Consider the following 23,800-nt stretch of genomic DNA (forward strand, 5'->3'; position numbering starts at 1 on the left):
CGTCTCAAAAAGTGTGCAGTACCGGATTATTTCACCACCAAATGATTTGAATGCTTCTGCAACTTTAGGTATAACTAAAATAGAGAACCATTTTTGAACAAGCATTTGTAATTAACGCAACTTATTAAATAGCATATTAGAAGGAAGGAATGAGTATGTTGAATGAAAATACACCAATTGAAAAAAATGACCACTTATTATTAATCATTGATATTGATTCATACAGCCCCTATACGCTGGAGAAAGCTTATCATTACGCAACCGGGTTAAAAGCAGAATGGAGCATTTTATTTTTGGATTTTTCAACGGATAAGCGAGACGATGAGCTGCAATTTATTCATCATGAAATAAACGCATTTATCCCTGCTTATGGAATTGCAAATTTTTGGACAGAGTCTGTTGATGAGTTAGATATTAGCTTCAGTAAGCTGAAAGAAAAGTATATAGAACCAGCGAATGTAACAGCTATTGTCATGGTTAACTATAAAGAAACGTGGCTTGCAGAGCTGTTTAGAGGCTCGATCAGCAATATTTTAGCTACCTACTTTTCTGATATCGATTCATTGCTAATAGGCCCTGAGCATGTACAGCCCTTCAGTAAGGATGATTTTGCAGCAGGAAAACGTGCTTGGATATCGAAAGACGAAGATAATCAAGTAGTATATGTGAAGAAAAACGCTAAAGATATTCCGGGATTGTATTTTAAAAGAATAGCCACTGATTTTGAAAATGGACTGTTTATGGAAGAATTATCAGAGGGGGAAACACGGCATCAGATGTATAAAGTGACAGGTGGAAAAGTTAACATGGATTCTAAATAAATTTAATTTTTTACGCAGGATAGTTCATCATAAGGAAGCTTAAAAAGCGACACAAATCTGTGCCGCTTTTTAAGCTTATATTACCTGTAAGAATCATGCGCAGGACAAAATAAATCTTCCTCCGTATTCCTCACAATGGAAAAATGATCTACATTATAATGTCCATGGAGTGTGTCATTATGGTGCTTGATGATTTGTTCCTGGCTCAAAATATCATTGCCCAGAGTGGAATGTCCATCCCCAACTAATGTAACATCCAGACCATGGAGAGTTGCTGTTCTGACAGCGCTGTCTATACAGTGCTGCGTTTCACATCCCATAATTACAACATGCTTTATCTGCTGTAACTTCACATATTCCATTAGACCAGTCCCATAAAAAGCATTTGTTGCAGATTTATCAAAGATTTCCGATTTGGCGGGCACGTGAATATCCTTATGAATCTCAAAGCCGCTACCTTCTCCTTCACTGACATCCAAGTCCCGTATAAAAACAGCAGGAACCGCTGCTTTTTGAGCTTTTTCAATCACTAAGTTAATATTGGAAATAAGTTTTGATTTTTGAAAAATGGAGCTTCTCTCATGATTGCCGTCGATTAATTCCTGTTGGGCATCAATAATTAATAACAATTGCTTCAAATTTTTTCCCCTCTCATTTTAGGGAAACACGTTATAGCTGGCTAATTAGGCGCTTCCCTTTTTTATTTATTACATTTATTCTATTTTTATTTGTCATACGAACGCCTCCTCCAATTAAATTCCTTATCGAAAATTTCATCTAAGGTTATTTCATTATATCACAACAAGCTGATTATTTTTTCTGTATTATCGAAAAATTAAATCCCTCTCAAATACTGCAAATTAACAAACATCTCTCCAGTATCCGTCACTCCTTTTCTTTTTTCTTGCAGCTGGAATCCTCTTGCTTCATAAAACGGAATGCCTCTATCATTGCCATCCTGCACCGAAACCCATTGCTCTGTTGCTCCTTTTTCCTTATGTTCCTCCGTAAATACTTTTAATAACTGACTTCCAATTCCTTGATATCTATATTTTTCATCTACATATAATACAAAAACCTGACTGACACCTGATTTCAATATTTCTCCGCCTATAACACCTGCCACTTCCGAATCAATCGTAGCAACATAGGTGTAAGAACCTTTTTCTATATCTGACCTCACTCGTTCATGATTATACCATTCCGCTGCGTTTTTGTTCTGGTACTCCTCACTTAACTTTCCTGCCACGGTTTGCTTCCAGCCAAAAGAGCAAATCGCAGAAACTGCCTCCACATGCTCTACAGCCGCTCTTTGAATAACGATATCCATTTTCATACCTCCCTTGAAATGCTGCCGCCTCAAACCCCTCTCTTTATCACATTTTTAAAAATAAACTTAAGCTTGCTGCTACTTTGTTGATTTCCTCTCTGTTTACCGAAAAATATTTTGTGTTTCCCACCTGATGTATCATGACAAGATTGGATTGATGCAGCTGATTTAAATGACGTGAAACGGTGCTTTGCTTTAGATTTAATTGCTGAACAATTTGCTGGGCGAACATTTCTTTATTCTCAGCTAATAAATCAAGAATTTGCAGCCTTGTCACATCACCCAATCCTTCAAAAGCAGCATTATGATCTGCCAGCTTTTCTTTCTTTTCCTCTGCTTCTGCCTGAGGGGCAAACATAAGATAAACATGCTGATCAAACTGGGTAAAGGAAAGCAGCCTTTCCATGTTAGCAGCAGGAATAAATGTTAAAAATTCTGCTCTATTTATTTTCTCCAATTCACTGGTATCTGGATATAAGCCCGTTATTTCAAAAATCGCTTCTCTGTTTGTACAATAGGCTTTTGTTAGTAAAGATTTATGCTGCCGAATCCAGCCTGAAAGATTTTCCCTCATTCCTCTCCACTGTTTCTTTAAGCCAGCCTCCCAAAAACTATTTAGCAAGCTGATGATTCTTCTCTTAATAAAAAATACATCATCATAGGTCTGTGCTATGTTACCGGTTTCCTCTGCAGGAACAGACCAGCTTAACAGCACCGCTTTCACAGCTCGCTTACGATTATCCGGATCTTTTAATGAAGCTTCTTCCACAGCCGGCATGCAGGGGAGATATTTATAATAATAGTCCATCGTTTCCCTGATTCCATAAATAATAAGCTCTAACATAGCTGATTCATCCAGTTGCTCCCACCAATCCATCCAGTGGTTCCAGTCCTTTTGTAAATCAGCACTTTTTTTTAATGTAAAAATCTCTTAAGATAACACCATGAGCAAATACTGTTCTTAATAATTCCAAGTCCCTTTTCGCAGCTTCCGATAATTCCTCTGCAAAATTTCTAATCCACTCATTCTGACCGGAGGAGCTGTATAAGTAGTAATCAACCAGCTGGATATTCGTAAATATATTTACTTCTAACGAACTTACAGCATTCAGCTTGGTTTTTGGAAAAGCTGATATAAATCCATTTTTCTCCACTTTCACCACCACCTATACATTCAATATCTGCATATTGAATGTATTAATAAAAAATTAGATATTACGTCAAGGGTTGTCTATTTATAAACAAAAATGCTTATCAATGATACATATTCTTATTTTTTATTTGAATAATTTAAATCTGCTTAGGGAAGATAAATGAGACTTAAAAAATAAAAGGAGCGTGACAATTCATTTATTTCTATAGAGAAGATTTAATTAATATGATTGTTCCAGACAAACCTGATCCTCATGCAGCAAGAGTTCTTCAAGAAGCATTAGGCGGGCAATTCGGGGAAATGAGAACACTGATGCAATTTTCTTTCCAAAGTGCCAATTTCAGAGGAAAAGCCAAACCGTATCGCGATCTGATCAGAGGCGTATTTTTAGAGGAATTAAGTCATGTAGAACTGGTTCAATCTACTATTAATCAGCTGTTAAACGATTCCGGAGAGAATTTGCCAGTTAATCAAGCAGCTGATGGTGCTCCATTAGATGATGTTATCCAGACTGGCGTTAATCCGCATCATTATATTATGGGAGCAAAGGCTTCTTTGCCGGTCGATGCGTCCGGTAACCCATGGAATGGCAGCTGGGTATATGACCACGGAAATCTAGTTGCAAATTTGTTAAATAATGTTGTATTAGAATCAACAGGCGTTCTGCAAAAATCAAGAATTTACGAGATGAGCAGTAACAAGGCTTTACGGGAAACGATTGCTTTCTTAATTGTTCGTGATAACGCTCATCAGAATGCATTTGCCAAAGCGCTGGAAACATTAGGAGTGGATTGGGGCAAAATATTCCCTGTCCCCAACTATGATTTAAATAAATATCCGGAATGCCGGAAATATGTAGAAATGGGGTTCCATAATGCCCAATTTAATTTTAGGCTGGATAATACACAGATAGGCGAAATATTCCAAGGGACTACACCAAGCAGAAATGGAGGCGATCTGCATGTTACCGAGCCGCCTGAAGGTTATCCTGTACCTGACATGCCAGATATGCCAAATGAACATGCGCCAGGTCTGGATGATTTAAATAACTAAATATTACTTATACAAAACCAGAAAAGAAAAACACCTTTTTTAGCGTTTTTCTTTTCTGGTTTTCAGAGCAAATTATTATAAAAAGTTGGTTTGTTTATTTCTAACAGAAAACTCTGGTTTAATCTATTTAACTAGCACCTCTTCTACTTCATTCCGAAGCCTTTAATAATAAGCGGCAGTATAGCAGGTTTTCCATAAATATGTTATCATTTTTTCTCTCGAATACCCATCGGCACATTCGCACCGGCGGGCCAATTCTCTTTAGCTGATCTTGGTAATTGATTAATAAATTCTCTAACTGTTTCCGGAAACGGTGCAGGACGTCCTGTTCGCTGGTCCATCCCCATCACCATTTGCTCACTGGTTGCCAGCGTGTCGTTTTCTTTATTTTTCATTTCAAACCAAAGATGCATCCGCTTTTCATCCTTGTTCAGAACAATAACATTCGTATACAGTACCTCATTTTCATGCGCCTCTTTTAAATATTTAATATGCGCTTCCAGGGTAAATATAGTATAAGTATTTGCTTTTCTACCTTCTTCATCAAGTCCAATTTCATCCATCAAAGCATCAAGGCTGTAACTGAAAATCAGAGCATAGTATGCGTCATTTAAATGTCCGTTATAATCCACCCACTCAGGCAATACATGGCCCATCCATATTCGCTTACTTTCTGTCATAGGAAAGCAGCCTTTCCGCAGGCCAGAAGCCTTCTTCCTCTAAAAGCCCCATCAGTTTAATTAAGAAACGGTCACGACGATGCTCCAAATCTTCAATTGGTACATCTCCACTTTGCTGTGCAGTTCCTGAAATTACTTTTTCACTTAATTCTTCAGTCAATTCCGGGGCTACCAGGCGAGTCCAAGGAAGCTTCAAAGCAGGACCGAACTGTTCAAGCATGTGTTTCATACCGTCCTTGCCGCCAGCTAAATGAAGTGTCAAAAATGGTCCCATCAAGGCCCAGCGCAGACCTGGGCCATAAACAATCGCTTTATCCACTTCTTCGGTCGTGGCAACGCCATCGTTGACAATATGAAGACCCTCACGCCAGATTGCTTCCATCAGCCGGTCACCAATATGACCATCAATTTCTCCTTTCATTACAAGCGGCTTCATTTGCATGCTTTCATACATTTTTTCTGCTTTTTCCATGTAACTTCTTTCTGTTTGTTTGCCTCCAGCTATTTCTACCAGCGGAATTAGGTAAACCGGATTAAATGGATGCGCAACAATAACACGTTCCGGATGGTACGCGCAGCCCTCCTGCAGTACTGAAGGCATGTAACCGGAAGTACTGGATGCAATAATTGCTGTTGATTTAGCTGCTGCATCCACTTGTGCTAATACCTTTTTCTTCAACGCTTCCTGCTCTGGAACATTTTCCTGTATCAAATCAGCTTCTTTTACAGCTTCTTCTAAGGTGTCATAAAAGCTGAGGTTTTCCTTTGCTGCTTCATCACTTATTCCAAACTCTTCTAATGTTGTCCAAATTTCATCTATCATTTTTTCTGTTTTTTCTTCCGATCCGGGAGCCGGGTCAAAAGCATTGACTTTATGACCGTTTGCTAAAAAGCGGGCAATCCAGCCGTTGCCGATAACACCGGTTCCTAAAACTGCCATTGTTTTTTGTGCCATAGTTCACCTCTTAATAATTAAATTTTTTCAGATTTAAATGCTCTCTTGCTTCTGCCGCTGTCATCGGTTCAAGCTGCACACTGTTTAAAATATTGACAGCTTGATCTACCAGCTGTTCATTTGTGCCAAGTACACCTTTTTCTAAATATAGATTGTCTTCTAATCCAACACGAACGTTCCCGCCAAGTAAGGCAGCTTGTGCAACAATCGGCAGCTGCATGCGGCCAATACCGAATGCTGACCAGTGGGAGCCATCGACAATGCGTCGTTTCATATATTCTATTGTTTCTGAATCAGCATCAGCTCCCCATGGAATGCCGAGACAAAACTGATATATTGGTGAGCCTTCCACCAGTCCTTCAGAAATTAATTGGTTAGCAAGCCGGATATGGCCAGTATCAAACACTTCCATTTCCGGTTTTACACCACTCTCTTTAATCATCTTGGCATGCTCGCGAAGCCAGTCTTCCGGTCCCAAATAAACCTGATTGCCAAAGTTCAGGCTGCCACAATCCAGTGTCGTAAGCTCCGGAAGCAGTTTACCGACAGGCTCATGCCGTTCCCTTGGTGTCTGAATATCCGTTCCAGGCCCTCCTTGAGTCGGATTTTCAAGATCAGGGACAAAATCTCCGCCGCCGCCAGCAGTGATATTGATAATTACATCGGTGTCGGATTCACGGATTCGTTCTACAGTCTCTTTAAACAGCTCTACATCGTGACTGACCTTACCAGTCTTTGGATCTCGAACGTGAATATGTGCAATCGCAGCGCCTGCTTTTGCCGATTCGATAGCGGATTCGGCAATTTCCTTAGGAGTAATCGGAACATGCCTGCTTTTCTCTGTCGTATCTCCTGCTCCAGTGAGTGCTGCTGTGATGATTCGTTTATTCTTCATTTCATGCTTCCTCCTTCTTATTTGGGGTGACAATAGGAACATGGTTAAAAATCTCGCCACTTTCAAAAAATGCAACAAGATTATTAATCCAATTATAATAGGTATTCCATTCATCTAATTCCTGTTGTAATCTTTCCATTCGAACCTTTACTTCTTCTGAAGCGTCTTCAGACAAATAAGTTTCTAAATGACGAATTTGTTCTCTGAGACGACGTTCTAAACTCATATTGCGTTTTATAACCTCTGACCAGTTACTTGTAAATAATGAAATAAATGTTTGTGCATAGTCCCGTTCCACATTGTAATGATCCTTGCGGCTGCCTTTAACGTATTCTTTCTCAGCAATATTAAGTGAAATCATCTGTCTCATGACTTGACTCATCCTCGTTTTACTCATTCCTGTTTCATCAGCCAGTGAATCTAACGTCATCGCCTCCCGGTTCATATAAATAATCCCGAGCAGACGGCCGACCGTTGAAGATACGCCGAATGTTTCCATGTTATCTGCAATACGATCTGTTAGAAGATCTTCGCAGGATTTAATTTCTTGAAGCAATTGATCGTCTGAAAATGATTCCATCGTCAAGCCCCCTTTTTCCAGTATATATGCCACTTTAACATGAATTAAACAAAAATAAAAAAAACAAATAGTATAGAAAACAGACGTAAAACAAAGGAATTCTAAGATAATACCTTCTGTATACTTTGTAAAGTTTAAATTGCACAGATTTTACGTGTTAAATCGTTATTTTCGGATTTTCATTTTCATCTGATAATTTATTATACTAAGGAAGTCTGAAATTCAGTTTTTACGGAATAAGCAATGGAGGTGCTTTGGATGCTAGAGTTTAAAGAAGTAACAAAAAAATTCGAAGGGAACGATTATCCTTCTGTTCATAAACTGAATCTGAAAGTAGAACGGGGAGAATTTGTTGTTTTTATTGGACCAAGCGGCTGCGGAAAAACAACAACAATGAAAATGATTAACCGGTTAATTGAACCTTCCAGCGGAGAAATTCTTGTGGACGGAGTAAATGTTCTCAAGCAAAATGCTGTCCAGCTGCGACGATCCATTGGTTATGTTATTCAACAAATTGGATTAATGCCTCATATGACAGTAGGAGAAAATATTTCTCTTGTTGGTTCTCTTTTAAAATGGAATAAAGAAAAGCAAAAAGAGCGGGCAAAAGAACTTATTTCATTAGTTGATCTGCCAGAGGATTATTTAACCCGTTATCCTCATGAGCTAAGCGGAGGGCAACAGCAAAGAATTGGGGTACTGAGAGCCTTAGCCACAAATCCTCCATTAATTTTAATGGACGAGCCTTTTGGAGCGCTTGACCCGATTACCCGAGACAGTTTACAGGAAGAGTTTAAAAAACTGCAAAGGGAAATGGATAAAACAATCGTTTTTGTAACGCATGATATGGATGAAGCGATAAAGCTTGCTGATAAGATCGTTATTATGAACAAAGGAGAAATTGTTCAAGTCGGCACACCGGATGATATTCTGCGTCATCCAGCAAATGAATTTGTAGAAGACTTTATCGGAAAAGACCGGTTATTGGAAAGCCGTCCGGAAGTAACACGTGTCGAACAGATTATGAATCCGAATCCAATTACGATAGAAGAAGAAAGCAGTCTGAAAGAAGCAATCCAAAAAATGCATGCAAAACGCGTCGACTCTCTGCTGGTAGTTGATGAATCAGGAATTCTAAAAGGGTATGTCGACATCGAAATGATTGATTCAAATTACAAAAAGAAAAATCAAGTCTATGAAGTGATGGATACAGCAAAATATGCCGTTGATAAAAATAGTCTGCTCCGGGATACAATGTATCGTATGCTCCGCCGCGGCAGCAGTTATGTACCAGTAGTATCAGATAATAATAAGCTGGCGGGAATTGTAACAAGAGCAACGCTTGCAGATATGGTATATAACACCATTTGGGGTGATGAAACAGCAGATGGCAATGCAATTGATTAATAAAGGAGGCAGCAGAGAATGCAAACAATGATGGATACACTCTCATCATATGGATGGGATTTGTTAGATAAAACGGGAGAGCATTTGTACATCTCTATCGCCGCTATCGTTTTAGGCGTCCTGGTTGCTGTCCCGCTGGGAATTTTACTGACACGGATACCAAGCAAAGCAGCAGACCGGTTTATATCGTTCATAGGTATATTACAGACCGTCCCGAGTTTAGCTATTTTAGCTTTTTTAATGCCTTTTTTGGGCGTAGGCGTTATACCTGCGATTATTGCTTTGTTTATTTATTCTGTACTTCCCATACTTAGAAATACGTATACCGGCGTTATGGAGGTAAATACAAGTCTAAAAGAAGCAGGAAAAGGCATGGGGATGACTACCTTTGAGATTATTAGAAAAGTAGAGCTGCCATTGGCATTACCTGTCATTATGTCAGGAATACGGTTCGCAACAGTTTATTTGATTGGCTGGGCTACACTGGCTGCATTTATCGGTGGCGGCGGTTTAGGTGACCTTATTTTCGATGGTCTGAATCTGTATAAACCTGAACTTATTGTTCTAGGTACAGTTCCGGCAACGATTTTAGCTTTAGTAGCCAGTGGATTATTATCACTCCTTGAAAAAGGATTAACACCTAGAGCTTTGAGAAAAACTGTATAAAAAGGAAGGATAATATATGAAAAAATTATTGCTGGTTCCTATTCTTTCGGCATTTCTCCTTTCAGGGTGTGCATTGCCAGGTCTCAGCGGACCATCAGAAAGTACCGTTCGAATTGCAACCTTAGATACGGTAGAATCCGAAATTTGGGGCAATATACTATCTCAGATGATTGAGCATTATACTGAGTTAGATACGGAGTTAGTAACGAATTTAGGCTCAACCATGGTCCTGCATCAAGCGATGATGCAGGGTGAAGTAGATATGACCGCTACCAGGTATACTGGGACGGATATCGCAGGTGTCTTAAACTATGAAGATGTTACAAACCCTGAAGAAGCAATGGAAATTGTACAACGGGAATTTGACGAAAAATTTAATCAGACATGGGGCGACTCATACGGTTTCGAAAACAGTTATACCATTTCCGTTACGCAGGAATTTGCAAATGAAAATGGGATTTCGCACGTAGATGATCTAAAGCCCTTTGCTGATGATATGAATTTTGGCGTGGATAATGCCTGGGTAAACCGTTCAGGTGATGGCTATGCAGCTTTTACAGAGACATACTTTGCTTTTGGAAATGTCTACCCTATGGCAATTGGCCTCGTATATGAAGCTGCTGCTTCCGGCAATATGGATGCTGTCCTCGGCTATTCGTCAGATGGAAGAATTGCAGCTTATGAATTAAAAGTACTGGACGATGACTTCTTCCCTCCTTATGATGCTTCCCCTGTGGCCAGAAATGAAATCTTGGAGGAAAATCCGGAAATTGAAGAAGTAATGCAAAAGCTGAGTGATACCGTATCAACAGAAGAGATGCAGGAAATGAACTACAGAGGTGATGTGGAATTAGTCAGCCCGGCAACCATTGCCCGCGATTTTCTGGAAGAAAACAACTATTTTGAAGATAAGGAGGGCATGTAATGGGTATCTGGGAACAATTAGTAACATATGTGTCTCAAAATGGTTTTTATATTTGGACAGAATTTTATCGTCACTTTTTAATGGCTGCTTACGGTGTTCTTTTTGCTTCCATTGTTTCCATTCCTATTGGCATTTTAATTGCAAGATACGGCAGATTAAGTGGATGGGTACTGACACTTGGCAGTATCATTCAAACCATTCCTGTTTTAGGATTTATGGCCATTACCATGGTTGCGATGGGACTAGGAACAACCACTGTGGTAACTACTGTGTTTTTCTATTCTCTACTGCCGATTATTCAAAATACCTATGTGGGAATAACCGGCGTGGATCAGACGGTGAAGGAAGCTGCCTACGCTTCTGGAATGACACGATTCCAGTTGCTGATCAAAGTAGAATTGCCCCTTGCTATCAGCGTGATGATGGCAGGAATCCGTACAGCACTCGTGGTCGGAATCGGTGTTGTAGCAATTGGAACATTCATTGGTGCAGGAGGGCTCGGTTCCATTATTGTACGCGGGACAAATGCAACCGACGGAACAGCTATTATTTTAGCAGGTGCTGTTCCAACAGCCCTGATGGCAATTGCAGCGGATTTAATTATGGGTAAGATTGAAAGAATGTTAAATCGGGTGAAGAATTAAGTAAAAAATAGGACACCTTTTGAACATCCTCTTACTTATAAGCAATTTTATTAATAGATAGGGAGAAACAAAAGATACCACTTGCTTGGTAAAATAAGTAAGTGGTATCTTTTGTTTTTAATTGTCATGATAAAATACTGCTTTTTCAATTCTTCCCTCTCACGATAAAGATATTCTATCAAAATATAAAATTCTTTTCCAATTATTGAATTAATCTGAAAAGCAATTATAATGAATATAACATATAAAATATTATATTTACTTTATATTCAAAATGCGTTTTCATTTTAACGAATAAAAGGAGCTAAAAAAATGGAACAAGTCATCCAAGCATTAAGTACCAAATTAGCAGATGATCAAATCTCGACAAATAAAACGGTAAAAGAGCTACATAGCAAAGATGAAACCTACCATCAGACAAGCCAGCCTGATGTTGTTGTATTCCCTAAGTCAACAGAAGATGTGACGCATATTATGGAGGTAGCGCAGAAATTCCAAACTCCTGTCACCCCCTTTGGCGTTGGCACAAGCTTAGAAGGACACGTCATTCCCTATCTCAATGGAATTACTATTGATTTTTCATTAATGAATCAGATTTTGGAAATAAAAGAAGGAGATCTACTTGTCAGGGTTCAGCCGGGAGTAACAAGAGAGCAGCTTAATAAAGAATTAAAGAAGTACGGTCTTTTCTTCACTGTAGATCCTGGAGCAAATGCCACGCTTGGCGGAATGGCGGCGACCAATGCGAGTGGTACTACTACGGTGAAATATGGTGTTATGCGTGATCAGGTCCGTGATATGGAAGTTGTGCTTGCGGATGGCAGCGTTATTCATACCGGTAATCTGGCTGCAAAATCCGCCTCCGGTTATCATTTAAATGGTCTTTTTATTGGTTCAGAGGGGACGCTTGGCTGCTTTACGGAACTGACGCTCCAGGTTTATGGAATACCCGAACATATTGTGGCAGCCCGGGCAACTTTTCCAAGTCTCACCGATGCGATTGAAGCTGTCACTTCTATTTTGCATGCAGGAATCCCAATTGCCAGGGTTGAATTTGTCGATGAAGCTTCAGTAAAGCAAATCAATAAGTTCAGTGAGATGGACTATCCGGTAAAACCGACCCTTTTCTTAGAATTTCATGGAAATGCATCTGGTTTACAAGAGGACCTTGCCTTTACAAAAGAAATCATGCAGGATCATCATTGTGAGACCTTTACCTCTGAAACAGATAATGCAGCCCGTAATCATTTATGGGATGCCCGGCATAATTTAGCATACGCATATATTCATGATTATGTAGGGAAAAAGATGATGCTTACCGATGTAGCTGTTCCTATTTCAGAATTAGCGGATTCCGTTATTTATGCCGGCGAAGAATTAAAAAAGCTGCATATTCCTGGAGGGATATTAGGGCATGTTGGGGATGGAAATTTCCATTCATTGATTATGATTGATATGGAGAATGAAGAAGAAGTTAAAAAAGCAAAGCAATTTAATGAAAAAGTGGTGCGTTATGCATTAGAGCGCGGTGGAACCTGCACAGGCGAGCATGGTGTAGGTATCGGAAAGAAGCCATATCAGCGTGAAGAGCACGGTGCAGCCCTTGATGTAATGGTAAATATAAAAAAAGCTTTAGATCCAAATAATATACTGAATCCAACTAAAATTGTCGATATTGACAACGGAGAGAATCAATGAAGACGTTAGAGAGAGTAAGCGCATTAGCCGGTAAATATTTTGCAGTTTTAGTCATTATAGCAGCCGTTATTGCGTTTATTTTCCCCTCCACCTTCGTTATTTTTGGAGGTTATATTTCGCTTCTGCTCGGAGTTGTTATGTTTGGGATGGGACTAACATTAAAGCCTGTCGATTTTAAATTAGTAGTTACAAAGCCTCTGCCCGTCATTATGGGGATTATTGCGCAGTATACCATTATGCCACTTGTTGCATTTGGTCTGGCATACTTATTACGGCTGCCGCCAGAGCTTGCAGCAGGACTTGTATTATTAGGATCTGTTCCAGGCGGTACAGCTTCTAATGTCATGGTTTATTTAGCAAGGGGAAATGTAGCATTATCAGTGACTATGACGTCTTTTTCTACCATGCTGGCGCCAATTATGACACCCTTGCTGCTTTACTTATTGGCAGGTCAATGGTTACCAGTTGATCCGGCAGCAATGTTCCTGTCCATTGTCCAAGTCATTATTATTCCTATCATTCTTGGTTTCTTTGTACAGCGCTTCTTTCCGGCTGCTGTTGAAAAAAGCATTACCGTTGTGCCGCTGGTCTCTGTAACAGCCATTTTAATCATTTTGATGGCAGTTACCGCTGCAAACGCAGCAAACGTTGCCAGCTCCGGTGTCATCGTATTCGTCGCTGTACTGCTGCATAACAGCTTCGGTTTATTATTAGGTTATCTGGCAGCTCTTGCAGTAGGACTGGATGAAAATGACCGGAGAGCAATCTCTATTGAAGTGGGAATGCAGAACTCTGGTCTGGGGGTTACCCTGGCAACCACTTATTTTAGCCCGCTTGCGGCGCTTCCAAGTGTCTGGGGTGCAATCTGGCATAATATTTCCGGGCCGATTATTGCAACTTTTTGGGCAAATAAACCAGCGGGCAAGGATAAAGACCATGTAGATTTGAAAAAGTAATTTCATTAAAGATTAACTAAAGAAAACTTGGCTGTCACCAAGCTTTTAGGCGCTTATACTTTATTCCTTAAATTTTGTATACTTTCTTACAGTGCAAAAAAACTCCCAGCCAGAATTTGTTCAGCCGGGAGTTTTTAAATATATAGACAGACGGTCTCACCTCAAAGTATCCAGCCGGTTGAGGATTGACGTACGAGCCCTATTATACCTGCAATGGAATAAAAGAAAGCTCCAATAAAAGTTCCATCATGGGTAATAAGTAAGGTAACTGCTGCAAAAATAATTAACGTCATATCAGCAGCTCTTGGTTTCTTATTTCCTTTAAACCAGATACAGGCAATCGTACATATGATAATTGCTGCTCCCATAATACCGAATCCGATAACAAGGGTCTCCCCTAATCCATCAAAATTAGCTGCTCCTAACTCTCCTCATAAAAAACGGTGTTGGCCTACAACGCTAGTCCACTATATTACTATTTCATAATAATAATAACTATTTGTTCCCTAAAACGGACCATCCTCTCCCATCATCTCAATAAATTGTTCAACACCCTCTAATTCCTCTGTTTTCACTAAAGGAATAGATAGTTTTTCGAAAAGCGGCTCCGCATTTACTGCAAAGGAATCATCAAACATATAAACAGCTGCCGGCAAGACCTCTATTTTATCAAAAAGCCGATAGACTGCCTCTTGGACACCTTCTGCATAATATACGGATTCCGCTAAATCATAATGTAATACAGCACCTGTTCCACATTCAATCAGAACTAGAATATATGGGATAAATGGCCTGGAATCAGGTGTTTTCTGAACCGGCTCACCCGTTTGGATAAATGCCAGTTCTACTTCCTTCCCATTGACAGCAGGTATTTTTTTCTTCATACGCTTCCATTCTATTTCGGATAGTTCCAGCTCTAAAACAGGGTCTTGCAAAGCTTCCTGAATCAGTTCATCTGTTGATAAAAGCACTGACTCACCATTTTCACGGACAGCAAGCAGATGATTTCCGAAGCTTGGAACTTTTTCAGACAGATTTTCCGTATCAGAAAGAAAAGCATTCAATTTTAATAAAATATCCGTTAAAAGAAGACATTCTTCTTGATTAATCATCCACGGCAATTGATCTGGAATCATGCTGACAAAAGAAGGCCATTGATATTTCCCCCGATATTTCCTGCCCAAACGTTTAATTAATTCATATTCTTCTTCATCCAAATCCTCCCGATTGTTAAAATCGACTGTAACAGAGTATTGGTTAAAAAGTAAGGTGGGGTTCTCTTCATATGGATCTGACTCTAAAATATCAAAAAAAGATAATAAACCTTTCGAGCCTAGAAAACAGGTCACACCATAACTTTCTCCCGCACTGCCCATGACCGAACAATAGGCATAGTCATTTAGTTCATCCGACCAGACTGCAATTAATTGATCATCATAAAGCTCCAGCCATGGCTTTCTCTTTTTCAATTGATCTGCGACATCATATAATTCATTCCATTCCGCTTCATTTGGCTCTGTTTCCTCTTCCCTGGCAAAAAAGGAATCTGCATAAAAAACACCTAACTGCTCATTGATATACATTACCAGCTCATCATTTGTCATCAAATCTGCAATGTACTCATCCGCACTTTCTTGTTCCAGAGGCATATCTCCTTCTGCCTCCAAGCAAAATGGTAAAGGCACATCCATCGGCAAATCTGCTTTTTGCTCCAAAATAATTTCATGTTGCCAATCATCACCCAAATCATATATATAAGTCACCTGGTCGCCGGGATTTTTTAAGAAATCAGATAAAACAGCTTGTTTCTCGTTAATCGCTTTTGGATTGTCCAATAAATTTCCTGCTTCCGGAACAATAGAAACCCCGTTTTGTGAAAAAAGGTGTAAATGTGAGTCCGACCATGCGAAGGCAGTTTGTAAATAAAGATGCAATGCTTCAAAAGTTGTTTCATCAGATACGATTAATGTCCGCCATTTGGGATAATCAACATCTTTTATACTAATTTTTAATTGTAAAACCAAGAAAACACATCCTTTTCGTTTGCCAGTTTCCTAAACTGATGCTTATGTTCAAGATAGACTTTCTTCAGGCAAAATGCAACTATTTCTCGTGAAAGATAGAAAAACTGCACAAGTTGACAGAATGAATACAAATCACAAATAAAAATAAGAGAATCCGCTGGAAAAAACAGCTTCTTCTCTTATTTCCGGCAATACATCAGGAATACATCTGCCAAACGGTCAACCAGGCAATAAAAAGGATGCTGCTGATACAAGTCAAGATATATCCGGCCCGCTGCCATTTCGACAGTAGATTTTTTTCCAGATTATCATAACCATAATAATAGAAATAAAACTGATAATAGTGAAACAATAGTTTCCAATAAAATGAGGAAGCAGCTCCGAATACGTGCGCACTGGATTTGATAGCATTCGTACAATCAGCAGCACGATATTAACAGCAAGTGCTGTTCCTGATAATGTCAAGACCCCAATGCCATTGTTTTTTGCTTTCTTCGCCTTCGCAGTAGTGCCAGCACCATTAACACAAATGGAGCAATCAGAAAATATACCATGAACCAAATAAACAGTCCTAAGCTGATAAGAAGAAAAGGGCTACTTTTATCCATCGGCAAATAATCCGCATAAGCAGTTGAAATTTGCTCTGCCCCTTCATCATTCACGTGGAAGTACATCACATTACTTGGTATAAAGACATCATCCCCGCTTTTGAACTTATAGACATATGGACTTGTTTGCACATAAGTTGCTTTAAAACCTGCCAAATCCAATGCAATTTCATTATCGTTCATCGACCGGACAGCTAATGGTGCCAGATATGCATACAGATTCATAAAACCATTATACGTGCGGCGCAATGAAGAAATACAATATATCATACTGATCAACGAATAAAATCACGAAAACAATCAAAAAAGATAAATAGACACCGAGAATGATATCCAAAGCGACAAAACCATATTATCTTATATCCATATCTAATCCTCTTTTTTTACATGCCTGAGCTTCCATACAATAATCATTACTAAAATCAACAAACCGATTGTAGCTACCCCGTATATTGATTGGAACGCTACAGTAAAAGAAGATTGAACGGCTTGAAGCATTTCCAGGAACTCTTCTGCAGCTGCAACGGCTGCACCAACGCTTTCCATAGCTTTGTATTCTACTTCAGAAGAGACTCCATAGGGAAGAGAACTCGCCAATGCTCCGCGGTAAACAATCATCCCAAAACTTCCAATAAATGCAATGCTCAGCGCATAACTAAGTCCACTGCTGACATCAGTCATTGCTGAAGCGGAACCGGCACGCTCTTGCGGAACACTGTAAATGATTTGCTCACTAGCAATGGTCATTGTCGGTCCTCTCCCAAACGCAAGAAGGGATGCGCCGATAATTAAAATCAGTATCCCAGCATCATGAGCAGTTAATGTAATAAGCAGTGCACCACTTACAGCAATAAGAAGGCTCAAAACCATAGCATAGGCCGGACGCATCCACCGTGTAAGCACCGGAGATATTAAAGTGCCTGCCATCGACAGGAGTGCAGGTGTGATCAATAAAAGACCTGCCTCAGATGGAGAGAGTCCCGCTACAGCTTGCAAATATTGTGCAAAAAACATTTCACCGCCACCAGTAGCAAGCAATATAAGCATCAAAGTAATCAATGAAACCTTAAAAGTAGTGACTCGAAACATGCGCATATCCAGTAATGGAGCTTCCGAATTCATCTGTCTGCGAACAAATAGAATTCCGGCTGCTATACCGATCACGACCGATCCTCCATACAACATGTTAAAGCCAGTGTTAGCTATTTCTTGTAAACCGAAAATCAATGTCACTAATCCCAGAGAGGACAGCAAGACGCTGATCATATCTAAACGTTTGCCATCCTTGTTTCGATATTCAGATAACAGCGGCGATGTTGCCAACAGCCCGATGGCAATCGGAACATTGATGAGAAATACAGCTCCCCACCAAAAATGATCCAAAAGTAAACCACCGATTGGTGGACCTAGGGCCATACCTGCAGAAAGTGCACTGAGATTAATAGCAATGGCTACTGAAAATTGCTTCGAATTAAAAAACATATTCCGTAATAATGACATCGTCGATGGGACCACTGTGGCAGCTGCTATACCAAGAAATGCACGCACAACAATTAACATCCAGGCAGCAGTTGAAAATGCCGCAATAAGAGAGCCCAGCCCATATACCGTTACACCAATGAGAAGCAGGCGCCTTCTTCCAACTTTATCTCCAAGCCGCCCCATCGTCAGCACAAATCCTACAGCCAGCAATTCACCAATATGAATAATCCAAAGCATTTGTGTAGCACTCGGTGCTAAGTCAGCTGCAATCGAAGGCATGGCAAGAAATAAAATAGTCATATCTGATGAGAGCATGAAGGCTGCCAAAGATAAAGCTCCTAACCCCATCCATTCTCGCCATGTTGCTTTAGGAGCTTCTTCAGTATTTTTATCTATGTTGTCCATCTTCTGTCACCTTCCTTATCTTGTTTTCTTCTCTGTTCCCGAAATTACATCGTCTATTTCAATCTACAGCACTAATGGCTGGAAGGAGGAAGATTCCCGGGCAGGGTAAATATGCTGAAAGTTACGGGCAAACCGTTTTATCGTAAAGCTTTTAATGCACTGCTCCAGGCAACCGTTTGATCTAACATGGATTGGACAACCCCAAAGTGTAATTCGGCTGGCTGAAATATGCTGAAGTTTTCAAAATCCGTAAATATAGAGAATGCCGGGTGATCCCGCACATCTGCAATTTGTAATTCGCCTAAGATACCACGTAAATGTTCCGCCGCACGAGTTCCACCTGTTGAACCATAGCTTACAATACCTGCTGCTTTATTGTTCCATTCCCCGTGAAAGATGCTCATCCCATTGCAGTTTCCAATGAGTTAGGAGGATCTTAAAAAATATTCGGATATAAAACAACAGTTTCGAATCCAATTGCGCCTGCCAAGAAGACAAGCAAATAAGTGAATGCCCCTAAACTGTAGATACCTTTTTCATCCATAAGAAATAACCTCCAGTACGTTTAGTAAATTGCTTTCATAAACATACTAGAGGTCATTTATAAACAAAGTCTTCTCAAATTCTTAACCTTTTATTAATTGAATCCCATTTCATCATTGCTCTTGTTAACAATGCAAAGACTTGCAGAATGTTAATACATTTTTTAAAAATAGAGCATTTCCTTTTCGAATTTCAAGCCTTTACTAACAACGCAGAGAAAGTAAGACCCTATTTTAGAACTAAGTTGCTGAAGAACACCCCTCTTTAGAGGATAGTATGCTGAATACATGCTAATATCTTCACATCTAAATTTTATTCTTTACAAAATTATGAATGATTACTATGCATTTCATTCTACTGACTGAAGCTCGATTTTTTGCTGTTTAAAACGACTAAGAATCAACCAGCTAAGTGCATATACACAACCAATAATCATTGTTCTGATTATACTTAGGTTCACCCACAAGTCGGCACGTTCTTTTAATTCTTTTGAAAAAGGAGCTGCTGGTTCAGTGGTCGAAAATACATGTAGTTCCGGAATAAAATAAAGGAAAGTTGGAACCCGCAGTAATAAATAAAGCCCAACAATAAGTAAGACTAGATTTCTTACTTTTTTATATGGCCAACATAAAATTAACAATCCAACAATGAGTATCTGAACAATCATGTGAAGTGGTATCCAAAAATGTTCAACTGGCAGCGCATATGGTTCTTGAAGAATAGCAAAAGACTCTGGTGGGTTTGCACTCCATTGTGACGCAACGACAACTCCCTCATAAATCGCTCCACCTAGTTCCAAACCAAGGATTGAAATTAAACCAATGACCATTACATGAATTACTTTCTGTTTCATTTTCTTCTCCTCCTTAAATTGAACATACCTTAAACCTATCGACGATAGTTTATCTATCATTGATAGATTACCTGAATGATGTTATACTGTCAAGAGACAATTTAAATTTGTGCTACTAACGAAGGAGGAGCAATATGTCGAACAATAACAGTTCTCATCATAAAATGCTGGATAAAACCCAAATCATGCAAGCTGCTTTGGAGATACTTCAAGCAGAAGGCTATAAAAACATTACGATCAGAAAAATCGCCCAGAAATTAGGGATTAAGAGCGCCTCCCTTTATTGGCATTTCAAAAATAAAAATGAGCTATTAGAATTAATTGCTGATGAAATATGTAAAAAGGTTCAATTTCCAAAAGAAGAGTTAGCCTGGGAAGAACAACTCATGCAGCTTGGACACGAGTGGCGGAACACCCTCTTATCAATACCAGATTCGGCTGTAGTTCTGGCTGAAACCGCACCTACTACTCCATATCGTATACAATTCATTCAAAAGATCCATGATATTTTTAAAAAGATAGGAATGAGTCACCAGGATGCTTTCTCTGCTTTATGGTTCTTCAATACCTATCTGATTTCATTTATTCTAGAGGAGTACCGCTTTGCTGAAATTAAGAAAAAGAATCAGCAAGCTTCAATATCTGAAGGTTCTCCTCCTCTCCACCTTACCATTCCAAATATGGCTGAAGAATTTCAATTTGGGATGGAGGTCATGATCGCTGGATTTAAAGCAAAATCTGGCAACTAGTTGCCAGATTAAGTCGACCTCTTATCGTAAGTGCGAACATTCACAAACCAAAACAGCCAACCCATGTTTCTGTTGGCTGTTTACTCATCTTGTCGAATTGCAATATGAATCTCTATTTCACGATACCTACTGTATAGGCTCTTTCCCAGCTGACTTCGTCTTCCTCTAACATATCTACTGTAAAGATTTCATAGTTCGTATCATACCAAGGGGGCATTTTTTGTTCAATCCTCATTTTGCTTTATTACAGGAACGCTTTCTTATCTTTAAAAAAAGATTGCTGTTTTTTGCAAACAACATGTAGTGCTACTATGATTTCCATACAACAATTAAGTATAGTTAGGAGAAATAAAAATGAACGAAGATACACAGAAGTTGAATGCCCTATTGGACTTTGATTTATTGAAAAAGTTAGTGGTTGGAATCGGTGAAGTATCTGAAATCATCGGCATTCCAACACGTAAAATTCGATATTGGGAGGAAAAAGGAGCCATACAATCTGAAAACAATACGGAAGGTTCGACACGTAGATATAATTGAAAAAATGCTTCTCATTCAAGAGATGATTGACGAAGGATTTACATTGGATGCAGCGATTAAAAAGGTAGAAAAACGTATGGTTACTTTAAACGAGGCCTTTCGTAAATTGGCTGATACCATACCAGACACAAAAGATAAAGAATAACAGGATTGGTTAGAGAGTCTGAATATGGAGTGAAAAATTCAAATCTAAACCACCAGTGTGAACTGGTGGTTTACTCTGCGGCTAAAAGTCTAAGTTACCTGGCTCGGCCTAAAAGGCCCACTGTATCTACATAGTACTCTTGACACGAAAACTTTCGATTACCTTATTTATATTTTAGATTGGCCTAACGATCAAAAATCATCAGACTGATTTTCTCTTTTAAATACCCCATATATTGAGCTACACTTAGCTTTGGTGGTATACTTACGAGCATTTGTATATGATCTGGACATGCATTTACTTCATGAATAGTAACCTCTTTTTTTCACATAGCTCCCTAATTCTTTCTCAAATGCTTCTTTACATATTTTTTAAAGAGAAAACGTAACTCAGCAAAAGTACTTTAAACAACTGGATTCCAACCTGATTTTTTTATCCATGCAGGTAAATCAAGTAATTTAGGATGAATTTTTCGTAGTGCAGGTATATCAGCCTGATAACCATCCGTCTCAAACCATTCAAACATTCTTTCACCCTGGAATTGTTCTCTCGCAGACTCTAAAATTTCACATGGGACAGCAAATGCATGAGAAAATACTTTTGCCACTTCGGAAAGTGTTCGCTCATCTCCGGCAATTTCAATAGCCATCCCTTTATATTCTTCCGGTTGGTTAAAAGCCATAGCTGCGAAGGCACCAATATCTTGTACGGAGATCATCTGTACTTTTATTTTCGGGGTTATAAATGCCGGTATCATTAATTTTTGATCTTGTAGTTGGACAAAATTCATAAACCCTTCCATAAACATAACTGGACGCAACACTGTAAAAGGTAAGTCTATAGAACGCACATAGTTCTCAATTTGCCATTTTGTTTCAAAATGAGGGATGCCACTATCTCTCTCGGCACCACCTACAGAGCTGTAAACAAAGTGTGAAACACCGAATTGTTTTGCAGCATCAGCCACTATTTTCCCGTGCTGCACCTCTTTTTGAGGGTCATCTAAATATAAAGGCTGCACACTAAATACACCGTACACTCCTTTCATCGCCTTCAGGATAGATGAGCGATTTTCCATATCTGCTTGAACGACTGTGGCACCTTTTCTTTTCAAATCCTGGGCAGCTGATTTATCCGGATCTCTCGTAATAGCGCGTATGGACCAACCATCAGTTAGTAACCTCTCTGCAACAGCACCTCCCTGAGACCCTGTTGCGCCAAATACTAAAATAGTACGATTTGTCATAAAGAAACCTCCCTCGATTGAACTGTAATATAGGTTGTTTAGTGATTGAGAAAAATCTTCATAAATCACCTTCATGATACGATTATGTTCTGTTTTGACAACCTTACACTACCTGTTCTGTATTAGTGCTTTATTGTACAGATAATGATGTCTAATACCTTCGTAAGACGGTCTGATATTTCACTACATAATTGGTCTTAGATTTTCTAAGATGACCACAATCTCACTGGAAATTTCATCTGGACCAGACTGAAAATAATCCTTATTTCTCGCAATGTGTACCTTATTTGTTTCAGAGTTGTCATTTAACGCTGTTGGACGAACAATCGTCCAATCTATTGAACTGGATAAGATAAATTGTTCTGCAGACCTTGAATCTGCCAAACTATGGCCGGTGCTTTTCAGAGTGTGGAATCCATACCTTATTGGCTGACCAAACACCTATTAAAATCACAATTAAAATGGAAACATCAGCATTTAACCCCAGATAACAAAGAGGATATCGACGAAAAAGAGGCTACCCTTAGGGATAGCCACTCTTAATACAGCTCCTTCGTCATGTAATACTGAGACAGAGGTACACCCTCAGAAGTTTCAGCATGATGAAAGTTAGCTTCCATCAATAGCTTTTTGACCGTTTTGTTGGATGATGGCATATTGAATGTCATTCGCTTACAGTCTTGATCCAGGGGGCTGTATAGGCGATTGAGCATCAATTTAATAACTTCTTCCTGATGTTCTCCAACACATACACATTGGTATAACATGATTGTACGCAAATTGCCGTTATGATCAAAAACACGTTCATATAGAGCATATCCGGCAGGTAAGCCTGTATCATCTTGCACAATCAGAGCTTCTCCATTCCGAATGTTTGCCCATTGTGTTTTCCAGGGTACCGAATGCTGATAAAATGTCAATCGGCTTACATCCTGTGGTGTGCAGTGGCTGATTTCATATTTTTTATAGATATCCGAATGCAGCGGAAGCAAGGCCGCCAATGATTCAGTATGCTGGAGAAACATAAGTTCTTCTTGAACTTCATAACCAAACTTTTCATACATTTTTATGGCCTTCTTATTCACACGGAAACATTCAAGCGTTGCAACATGTACCTTTTCCTTTTCAAGCAGCTGCATAGCAGCTTTCATTAATTCATTTCCTACAGAGATACCACGAAATGCAGGGTTAACCGCAGTTGCGCCATTCCAGGCAGTTTTCACCTCGTTTATCGTCTGAATTCCATTCAGCATCATTCCCGCCGGCTTACCTTCAACAAATGCCACAAAAGAAAATTCCGGTGACATGTTACCAGAAGAGAGCATATGAATAAGGCGCTCCGGTGTCATTTTTATACTTACATAGTAATCTTCAAATCCTTTGTTCCCGGCCTCGGCTGCTTCCGCTAATGTACATTCTTCTAATGATTTAATAGAAATCAC

At 39.3% G+C, this 23,800-nt stretch carries 27 protein-coding genes and 2 pseudogenes; 11 read left to right on the forward strand and 18 right to left on the reverse strand.

Annotated features, from left to right (window positions below):
* Nucleotides 1–155 precede the first annotated feature (155 nt).
* Nucleotides 156–821, forward strand: a complete 666-nt coding sequence (locus tag FLK20_RS19045) for a hypothetical protein (RefSeq protein WP_152658182.1) — start codon at nt 156–158, stop codon at nt 819–821.
* An 80-nt stretch (nt 822–901) separates the two neighbouring features.
* Here the strand turns inward: FLK20_RS19045 and FLK20_RS19050 are convergent, their stop codons facing one another.
* The 4 genes from FLK20_RS19050 to FLK20_RS19065 form a co-directional block, all read right to left on the reverse strand.
* On the reverse strand, nt 902–1,459 hold the full coding sequence (locus tag FLK20_RS19050) for an isochorismatase family protein (RefSeq protein ID WP_152658183.1): 558 nt from the start codon (nt 1,457–1,459) through the stop codon (nt 902–904).
* A 197-nt stretch (nt 1,460–1,656) separates the two neighbouring features.
* A complete protein-coding gene (locus FLK20_RS19055) occupies nt 1,657–2,151 on the reverse strand; it encodes a GNAT family N-acetyltransferase (RefSeq protein WP_152658184.1) in 495 nt (164 codons plus the stop codon).
* 46 nt (nt 2,152–2,197) lie between these two features.
* Nucleotides 2,198–3,028: an ArsR/SmtB family transcription factor gene (locus FLK20_RS19060; protein ID WP_152658185.1), complete on the reverse strand. Its 831-nt coding sequence runs from the start codon at nt 3,026–3,028 to the stop codon at nt 2,198–2,200.
* Between the two features lie 25 nt (nt 3,029–3,053).
* The gene (locus FLK20_RS19065) at nt 3,054–3,305 is read right to left on the reverse strand and encodes a hypothetical protein (protein WP_152658186.1); all 252 of its coding nucleotides are present in this window, start codon (nt 3,303–3,305) and stop codon (nt 3,054–3,056) included.
* 194 nt (nt 3,306–3,499) lie between these two features.
* Here FLK20_RS19065 and FLK20_RS19070 point away from each other — a divergent pair, with 194 nt between their 5' ends.
* Nucleotides 3,500–4,357 carry a manganese catalase family protein gene (locus FLK20_RS19070; RefSeq protein ID WP_152658187.1) on the forward strand — a complete coding sequence of 286 codons (858 nt, stop codon included), beginning with the start codon at nt 3,500–3,502 and terminating at the stop codon, nt 4,355–4,357.
* 206 nt (nt 4,358–4,563) lie between these two features.
* Here the strand turns inward: FLK20_RS19070 and FLK20_RS19075 are convergent, their stop codons facing one another.
* From FLK20_RS19075 to FLK20_RS19090, 4 genes are read right to left on the reverse strand one after another with little or no spacing between them, the layout of a single operon-like run.
* The gene (locus FLK20_RS19075; RefSeq protein ID WP_227995161.1) at nt 4,564–5,037 is read right to left on the reverse strand and encodes a thioesterase family protein; all 474 of its coding nucleotides are present in this window, start codon (nt 5,035–5,037) and stop codon (nt 4,564–4,566) included.
* Nucleotides 5,024–5,992: a 3-hydroxyacyl-CoA dehydrogenase NAD-binding domain-containing protein gene (locus tag FLK20_RS19080; protein ID WP_152658188.1), complete on the reverse strand. Its 969-nt coding sequence runs from the start codon at nt 5,990–5,992 to the stop codon at nt 5,024–5,026. The genes FLK20_RS19075 and FLK20_RS19080 overlap by 14 nt, the downstream gene beginning before the upstream one ends.
* 10 nt (nt 5,993–6,002) lie before the next feature.
* Complete coding sequence (locus FLK20_RS19085) at nt 6,003–6,887, reverse strand: beta-keto acid cleavage family enzyme (protein ID WP_152658189.1); 885 nt, start codon at nt 6,885–6,887, stop codon at nt 6,003–6,005.
* 1 nt (nt 6,888) lies between these two features.
* Nucleotides 6,889–7,467, reverse strand: a complete 579-nt coding sequence (locus FLK20_RS19090) for a GbsR/MarR family transcriptional regulator (RefSeq protein WP_152658190.1) — start codon at nt 7,465–7,467, stop codon at nt 6,889–6,891.
* Between the two features lie 258 nt (nt 7,468–7,725).
* Here FLK20_RS19090 and FLK20_RS19095 point away from each other — a divergent pair, with 258 nt between their 5' ends.
* The 6 genes from FLK20_RS19095 to FLK20_RS19120 all read left to right on the forward strand — a co-directional run bounded on the left by FLK20_RS19095 (nt 7,726) and on the right by FLK20_RS19120 (nt 13,763).
* Nucleotides 7,726–8,874 carry a betaine/proline/choline family ABC transporter ATP-binding protein gene (locus FLK20_RS19095; RefSeq protein WP_152658191.1) on the forward strand — a complete coding sequence of 383 codons (1,149 nt, stop codon included), beginning with the start codon at nt 7,726–7,728 and terminating at the stop codon, nt 8,872–8,874.
* A gap of 18 nt (nt 8,875–8,892) precedes the next feature.
* On the forward strand, nt 8,893–9,540 hold the full coding sequence (locus FLK20_RS19100; protein WP_152658192.1) for an ABC transporter permease: 648 nt from the start codon (nt 8,893–8,895) through the stop codon (nt 9,538–9,540).
* 16 nt (nt 9,541–9,556) lie between these two features.
* Entirely contained in the window at nt 9,557–10,465 is a 909-nt protein-coding gene (locus FLK20_RS19105; protein WP_152658193.1) for a glycine betaine ABC transporter substrate-binding protein, read from the forward strand.
* A complete protein-coding gene (locus FLK20_RS19110) occupies nt 10,465–11,109 on the forward strand; it encodes an ABC transporter permease (RefSeq protein WP_152658194.1) in 645 nt (214 codons plus the stop codon). The genes FLK20_RS19105 and FLK20_RS19110 overlap by 1 nt, the downstream gene beginning before the upstream one ends.
* Nucleotides 11,110–11,421: 312 nt before the next feature.
* Nucleotides 11,422–12,807 carry an FAD-binding oxidoreductase gene (locus tag FLK20_RS19115; protein ID WP_152658195.1) on the forward strand — a complete coding sequence of 462 codons (1,386 nt, stop codon included), beginning with the start codon at nt 11,422–11,424 and terminating at the stop codon, nt 12,805–12,807.
* The gene (locus FLK20_RS19120; RefSeq protein WP_152658196.1) at nt 12,804–13,763 is read left to right on the forward strand and encodes a bile acid:sodium symporter family protein; all 960 of its coding nucleotides are present in this window, start codon (nt 12,804–12,806) and stop codon (nt 13,761–13,763) included. The genes FLK20_RS19115 and FLK20_RS19120 overlap by 4 nt, the downstream gene beginning before the upstream one ends.
* Before the next feature lie 161 nt (nt 13,764–13,924).
* On the opposite strand, the gene FLK20_RS19125 is transcribed toward FLK20_RS19120, so the two are convergent.
* From FLK20_RS19125 to FLK20_RS19150, 6 genes and pseudogenes are all read right to left on the reverse strand, one after another.
* The gene (locus FLK20_RS19125) at nt 13,925–14,131 is read right to left on the reverse strand and encodes a hypothetical protein (protein WP_152658197.1); all 207 of its coding nucleotides are present in this window, start codon (nt 14,129–14,131) and stop codon (nt 13,925–13,927) included.
* 138 nt (nt 14,132–14,269) lie between these two features.
* Nucleotides 14,270–15,787 (reverse strand): plasmid pRiA4b ORF-3 family protein, encoded by a 1,518-nt coding sequence (locus FLK20_RS19130; RefSeq protein ID WP_152658198.1) that lies wholly within the window; start codon nt 15,785–15,787, stop codon nt 14,270–14,272.
* A 461-nt stretch (nt 15,788–16,248) separates the two neighbouring features.
* Nucleotides 16,249–16,674, reverse strand: coding sequence for a hypothetical protein (locus FLK20_RS19135; RefSeq protein ID WP_152658199.1), 426 nt, complete (start codon nt 16,672–16,674; stop codon nt 16,249–16,251).
* A gap of 90 nt (nt 16,675–16,764) precedes the next feature.
* Complete coding sequence (locus FLK20_RS19140) at nt 16,765–18,282, reverse strand: MFS transporter (RefSeq protein ID WP_152658200.1); 1,518 nt, start codon at nt 18,280–18,282, stop codon at nt 16,765–16,767.
* A gap of 137 nt (nt 18,283–18,419) precedes the next feature.
* Nucleotides 18,420–18,671, reverse strand: a pseudogene (locus FLK20_RS19145) (NADPH-dependent FMN reductase); the annotation flags it as partial.
* Nucleotides 18,672–19,174: 503 nt separating this feature from the next.
* Nucleotides 19,175–19,678, reverse strand: coding sequence for a hypothetical protein (locus FLK20_RS19150; protein WP_152658201.1), 504 nt, complete (start codon nt 19,676–19,678; stop codon nt 19,175–19,177).
* 134 nt (nt 19,679–19,812) lie between these two features.
* On the opposite strand from FLK20_RS19150, the gene FLK20_RS19155 reads away from it, so the two are divergent.
* From FLK20_RS19155 to FLK20_RS22005, 3 genes are all read left to right on the forward strand, one after another.
* Nucleotides 19,813–20,427 carry a TetR family transcriptional regulator gene (locus FLK20_RS19155; protein WP_152658202.1) on the forward strand — a complete coding sequence of 205 codons (615 nt, stop codon included), beginning with the start codon at nt 19,813–19,815 and terminating at the stop codon, nt 20,425–20,427.
* Between the two features lie 354 nt (nt 20,428–20,781).
* A complete protein-coding gene (locus tag FLK20_RS22000) occupies nt 20,782–20,967 on the forward strand; it encodes a MerR family DNA-binding transcriptional regulator (protein WP_227995163.1) in 186 nt (61 codons plus the stop codon).
* 4 nt (nt 20,968–20,971) lie between these two features.
* A complete protein-coding gene (locus FLK20_RS22005; protein WP_227995164.1) occupies nt 20,972–21,112 on the forward strand; it encodes a MerR family transcriptional regulator in 141 nt (46 codons plus the stop codon).
* 166 nt (nt 21,113–21,278) lie between these two features.
* Here FLK20_RS22005 and FLK20_RS19165 read toward each other — a convergent pair.
* From FLK20_RS19165 to FLK20_RS19180, 4 genes and pseudogenes are all read right to left on the reverse strand, one after another.
* A pseudogene (locus FLK20_RS19165) lies at nt 21,279–21,454 on the reverse strand (transposase); the annotation flags it as partial.
* A 61-nt stretch (nt 21,455–21,515) separates the two neighbouring features.
* Complete coding sequence (locus FLK20_RS19170; RefSeq protein WP_152658203.1) at nt 21,516–22,358, reverse strand: NmrA/HSCARG family protein; 843 nt, start codon at nt 22,356–22,358, stop codon at nt 21,516–21,518.
* Between the two features lie 183 nt (nt 22,359–22,541).
* Nucleotides 22,542–22,799: an NAD(P)H-binding protein gene (locus tag FLK20_RS19175; RefSeq protein WP_152658204.1), complete on the reverse strand. Its 258-nt coding sequence runs from the start codon at nt 22,797–22,799 to the stop codon at nt 22,542–22,544.
* 98 nt (nt 22,800–22,897) lie between these two features.
* Nucleotides 22,898–23,800: a GNAT family N-acetyltransferase gene (locus FLK20_RS19180; RefSeq protein WP_152658205.1), complete on the reverse strand. Its 903-nt coding sequence runs from the start codon at nt 23,798–23,800 to the stop codon at nt 22,898–22,900.

This window comes from Oceanobacillus sp. CFH 90083, from assembly GCF_009389585.1.
GTDB lineage: Bacteria > Bacillota > Bacilli > Bacillales > Amphibacillaceae > Oceanobacillus.

What these genes read in the sequence shown, in the direction of transcription:
- FLK20_RS19045 (WP_152658182.1), top strand. Translation starts at nt 156, where the DNA reads ATGTTGAATGAAAATACACCAATTGAAAAAAATGACCACTTATTATTA.
- FLK20_RS19055 (WP_152658184.1), bottom strand. Translation starts at nt 2,151, where the DNA reads ATGGATATCGTTATTCAAAGAGCGGCTGTAGAGCATGTGGAGGCAGTT.
- FLK20_RS19060 (WP_152658185.1), bottom strand. Translation starts at nt 3,028, where the DNA reads ATGGATTGGTGGGAGCAACTGGATGAATCAGCTATGTTAGAGCTTATT.
- FLK20_RS19075 (WP_227995161.1), bottom strand. Translation starts at nt 5,037, where the DNA reads ATGACAGAAAGTAAGCGAATATGGATGGGCCATGTATTGCCTGAGTGG.
- FLK20_RS19080 (WP_152658188.1), bottom strand. Translation starts at nt 5,992, where the DNA reads ATGGCACAAAAAACAATGGCAGTTTTAGGAACCGGTGTTATCGGCAAC.
- FLK20_RS19085 (WP_152658189.1), bottom strand. Translation starts at nt 6,887, where the DNA reads ATGAAGAATAAACGAATCATCACAGCAGCACTCACTGGAGCAGGAGAT.
- FLK20_RS19090 (WP_152658190.1), bottom strand. Translation starts at nt 7,467, where the DNA reads ATGGAATCATTTTCAGACGATCAATTGCTTCAAGAAATTAAATCCTGC.
- FLK20_RS19095 (WP_152658191.1), top strand. Translation starts at nt 7,726, where the DNA reads ATGCTAGAGTTTAAAGAAGTAACAAAAAAATTCGAAGGGAACGATTAT.
- FLK20_RS19100 (WP_152658192.1), top strand. Translation starts at nt 8,893, where the DNA reads ATGCAAACAATGATGGATACACTCTCATCATATGGATGGGATTTGTTA.
- FLK20_RS19105 (WP_152658193.1), top strand. Translation starts at nt 9,557, where the DNA reads ATGAAAAAATTATTGCTGGTTCCTATTCTTTCGGCATTTCTCCTTTCA.
- FLK20_RS19110 (WP_152658194.1), top strand. Translation starts at nt 10,465, where the DNA reads ATGGGTATCTGGGAACAATTAGTAACATATGTGTCTCAAAATGGTTTT.
- FLK20_RS19115 (WP_152658195.1), top strand. Translation starts at nt 11,422, where the DNA reads ATGGAACAAGTCATCCAAGCATTAAGTACCAAATTAGCAGATGATCAA.
- FLK20_RS19120 (WP_152658196.1), top strand. Translation starts at nt 12,804, where the DNA reads ATGAAGACGTTAGAGAGAGTAAGCGCATTAGCCGGTAAATATTTTGCA.
- FLK20_RS19125 (WP_152658197.1), bottom strand. Translation starts at nt 14,131, where the DNA reads ATGGGAGCAGCAATTATCATATGTACGATTGCCTGTATCTGGTTTAAA.
- FLK20_RS19140 (WP_152658200.1), bottom strand. Translation starts at nt 18,282, where the DNA reads ATGGACAACATAGATAAAAATACTGAAGAAGCTCCTAAAGCAACATGG.
- FLK20_RS19150 (WP_152658201.1), bottom strand. Translation starts at nt 19,678, where the DNA reads ATGAAACAGAAAGTAATTCATGTAATGGTCATTGGTTTAATTTCAATC.
- FLK20_RS19155 (WP_152658202.1), top strand. Translation starts at nt 19,813, where the DNA reads ATGTCGAACAATAACAGTTCTCATCATAAAATGCTGGATAAAACCCAA.
- FLK20_RS22000 (WP_227995163.1), top strand. Translation starts at nt 20,782, where the DNA reads ATGAACGAAGATACACAGAAGTTGAATGCCCTATTGGACTTTGATTTA.
- FLK20_RS22005 (WP_227995164.1), top strand. Translation starts at nt 20,972, where the DNA reads ATGCTTCTCATTCAAGAGATGATTGACGAAGGATTTACATTGGATGCA.
- FLK20_RS19170 (WP_152658203.1), bottom strand. Translation starts at nt 22,358, where the DNA reads ATGACAAATCGTACTATTTTAGTATTTGGCGCAACAGGGTCTCAGGGA.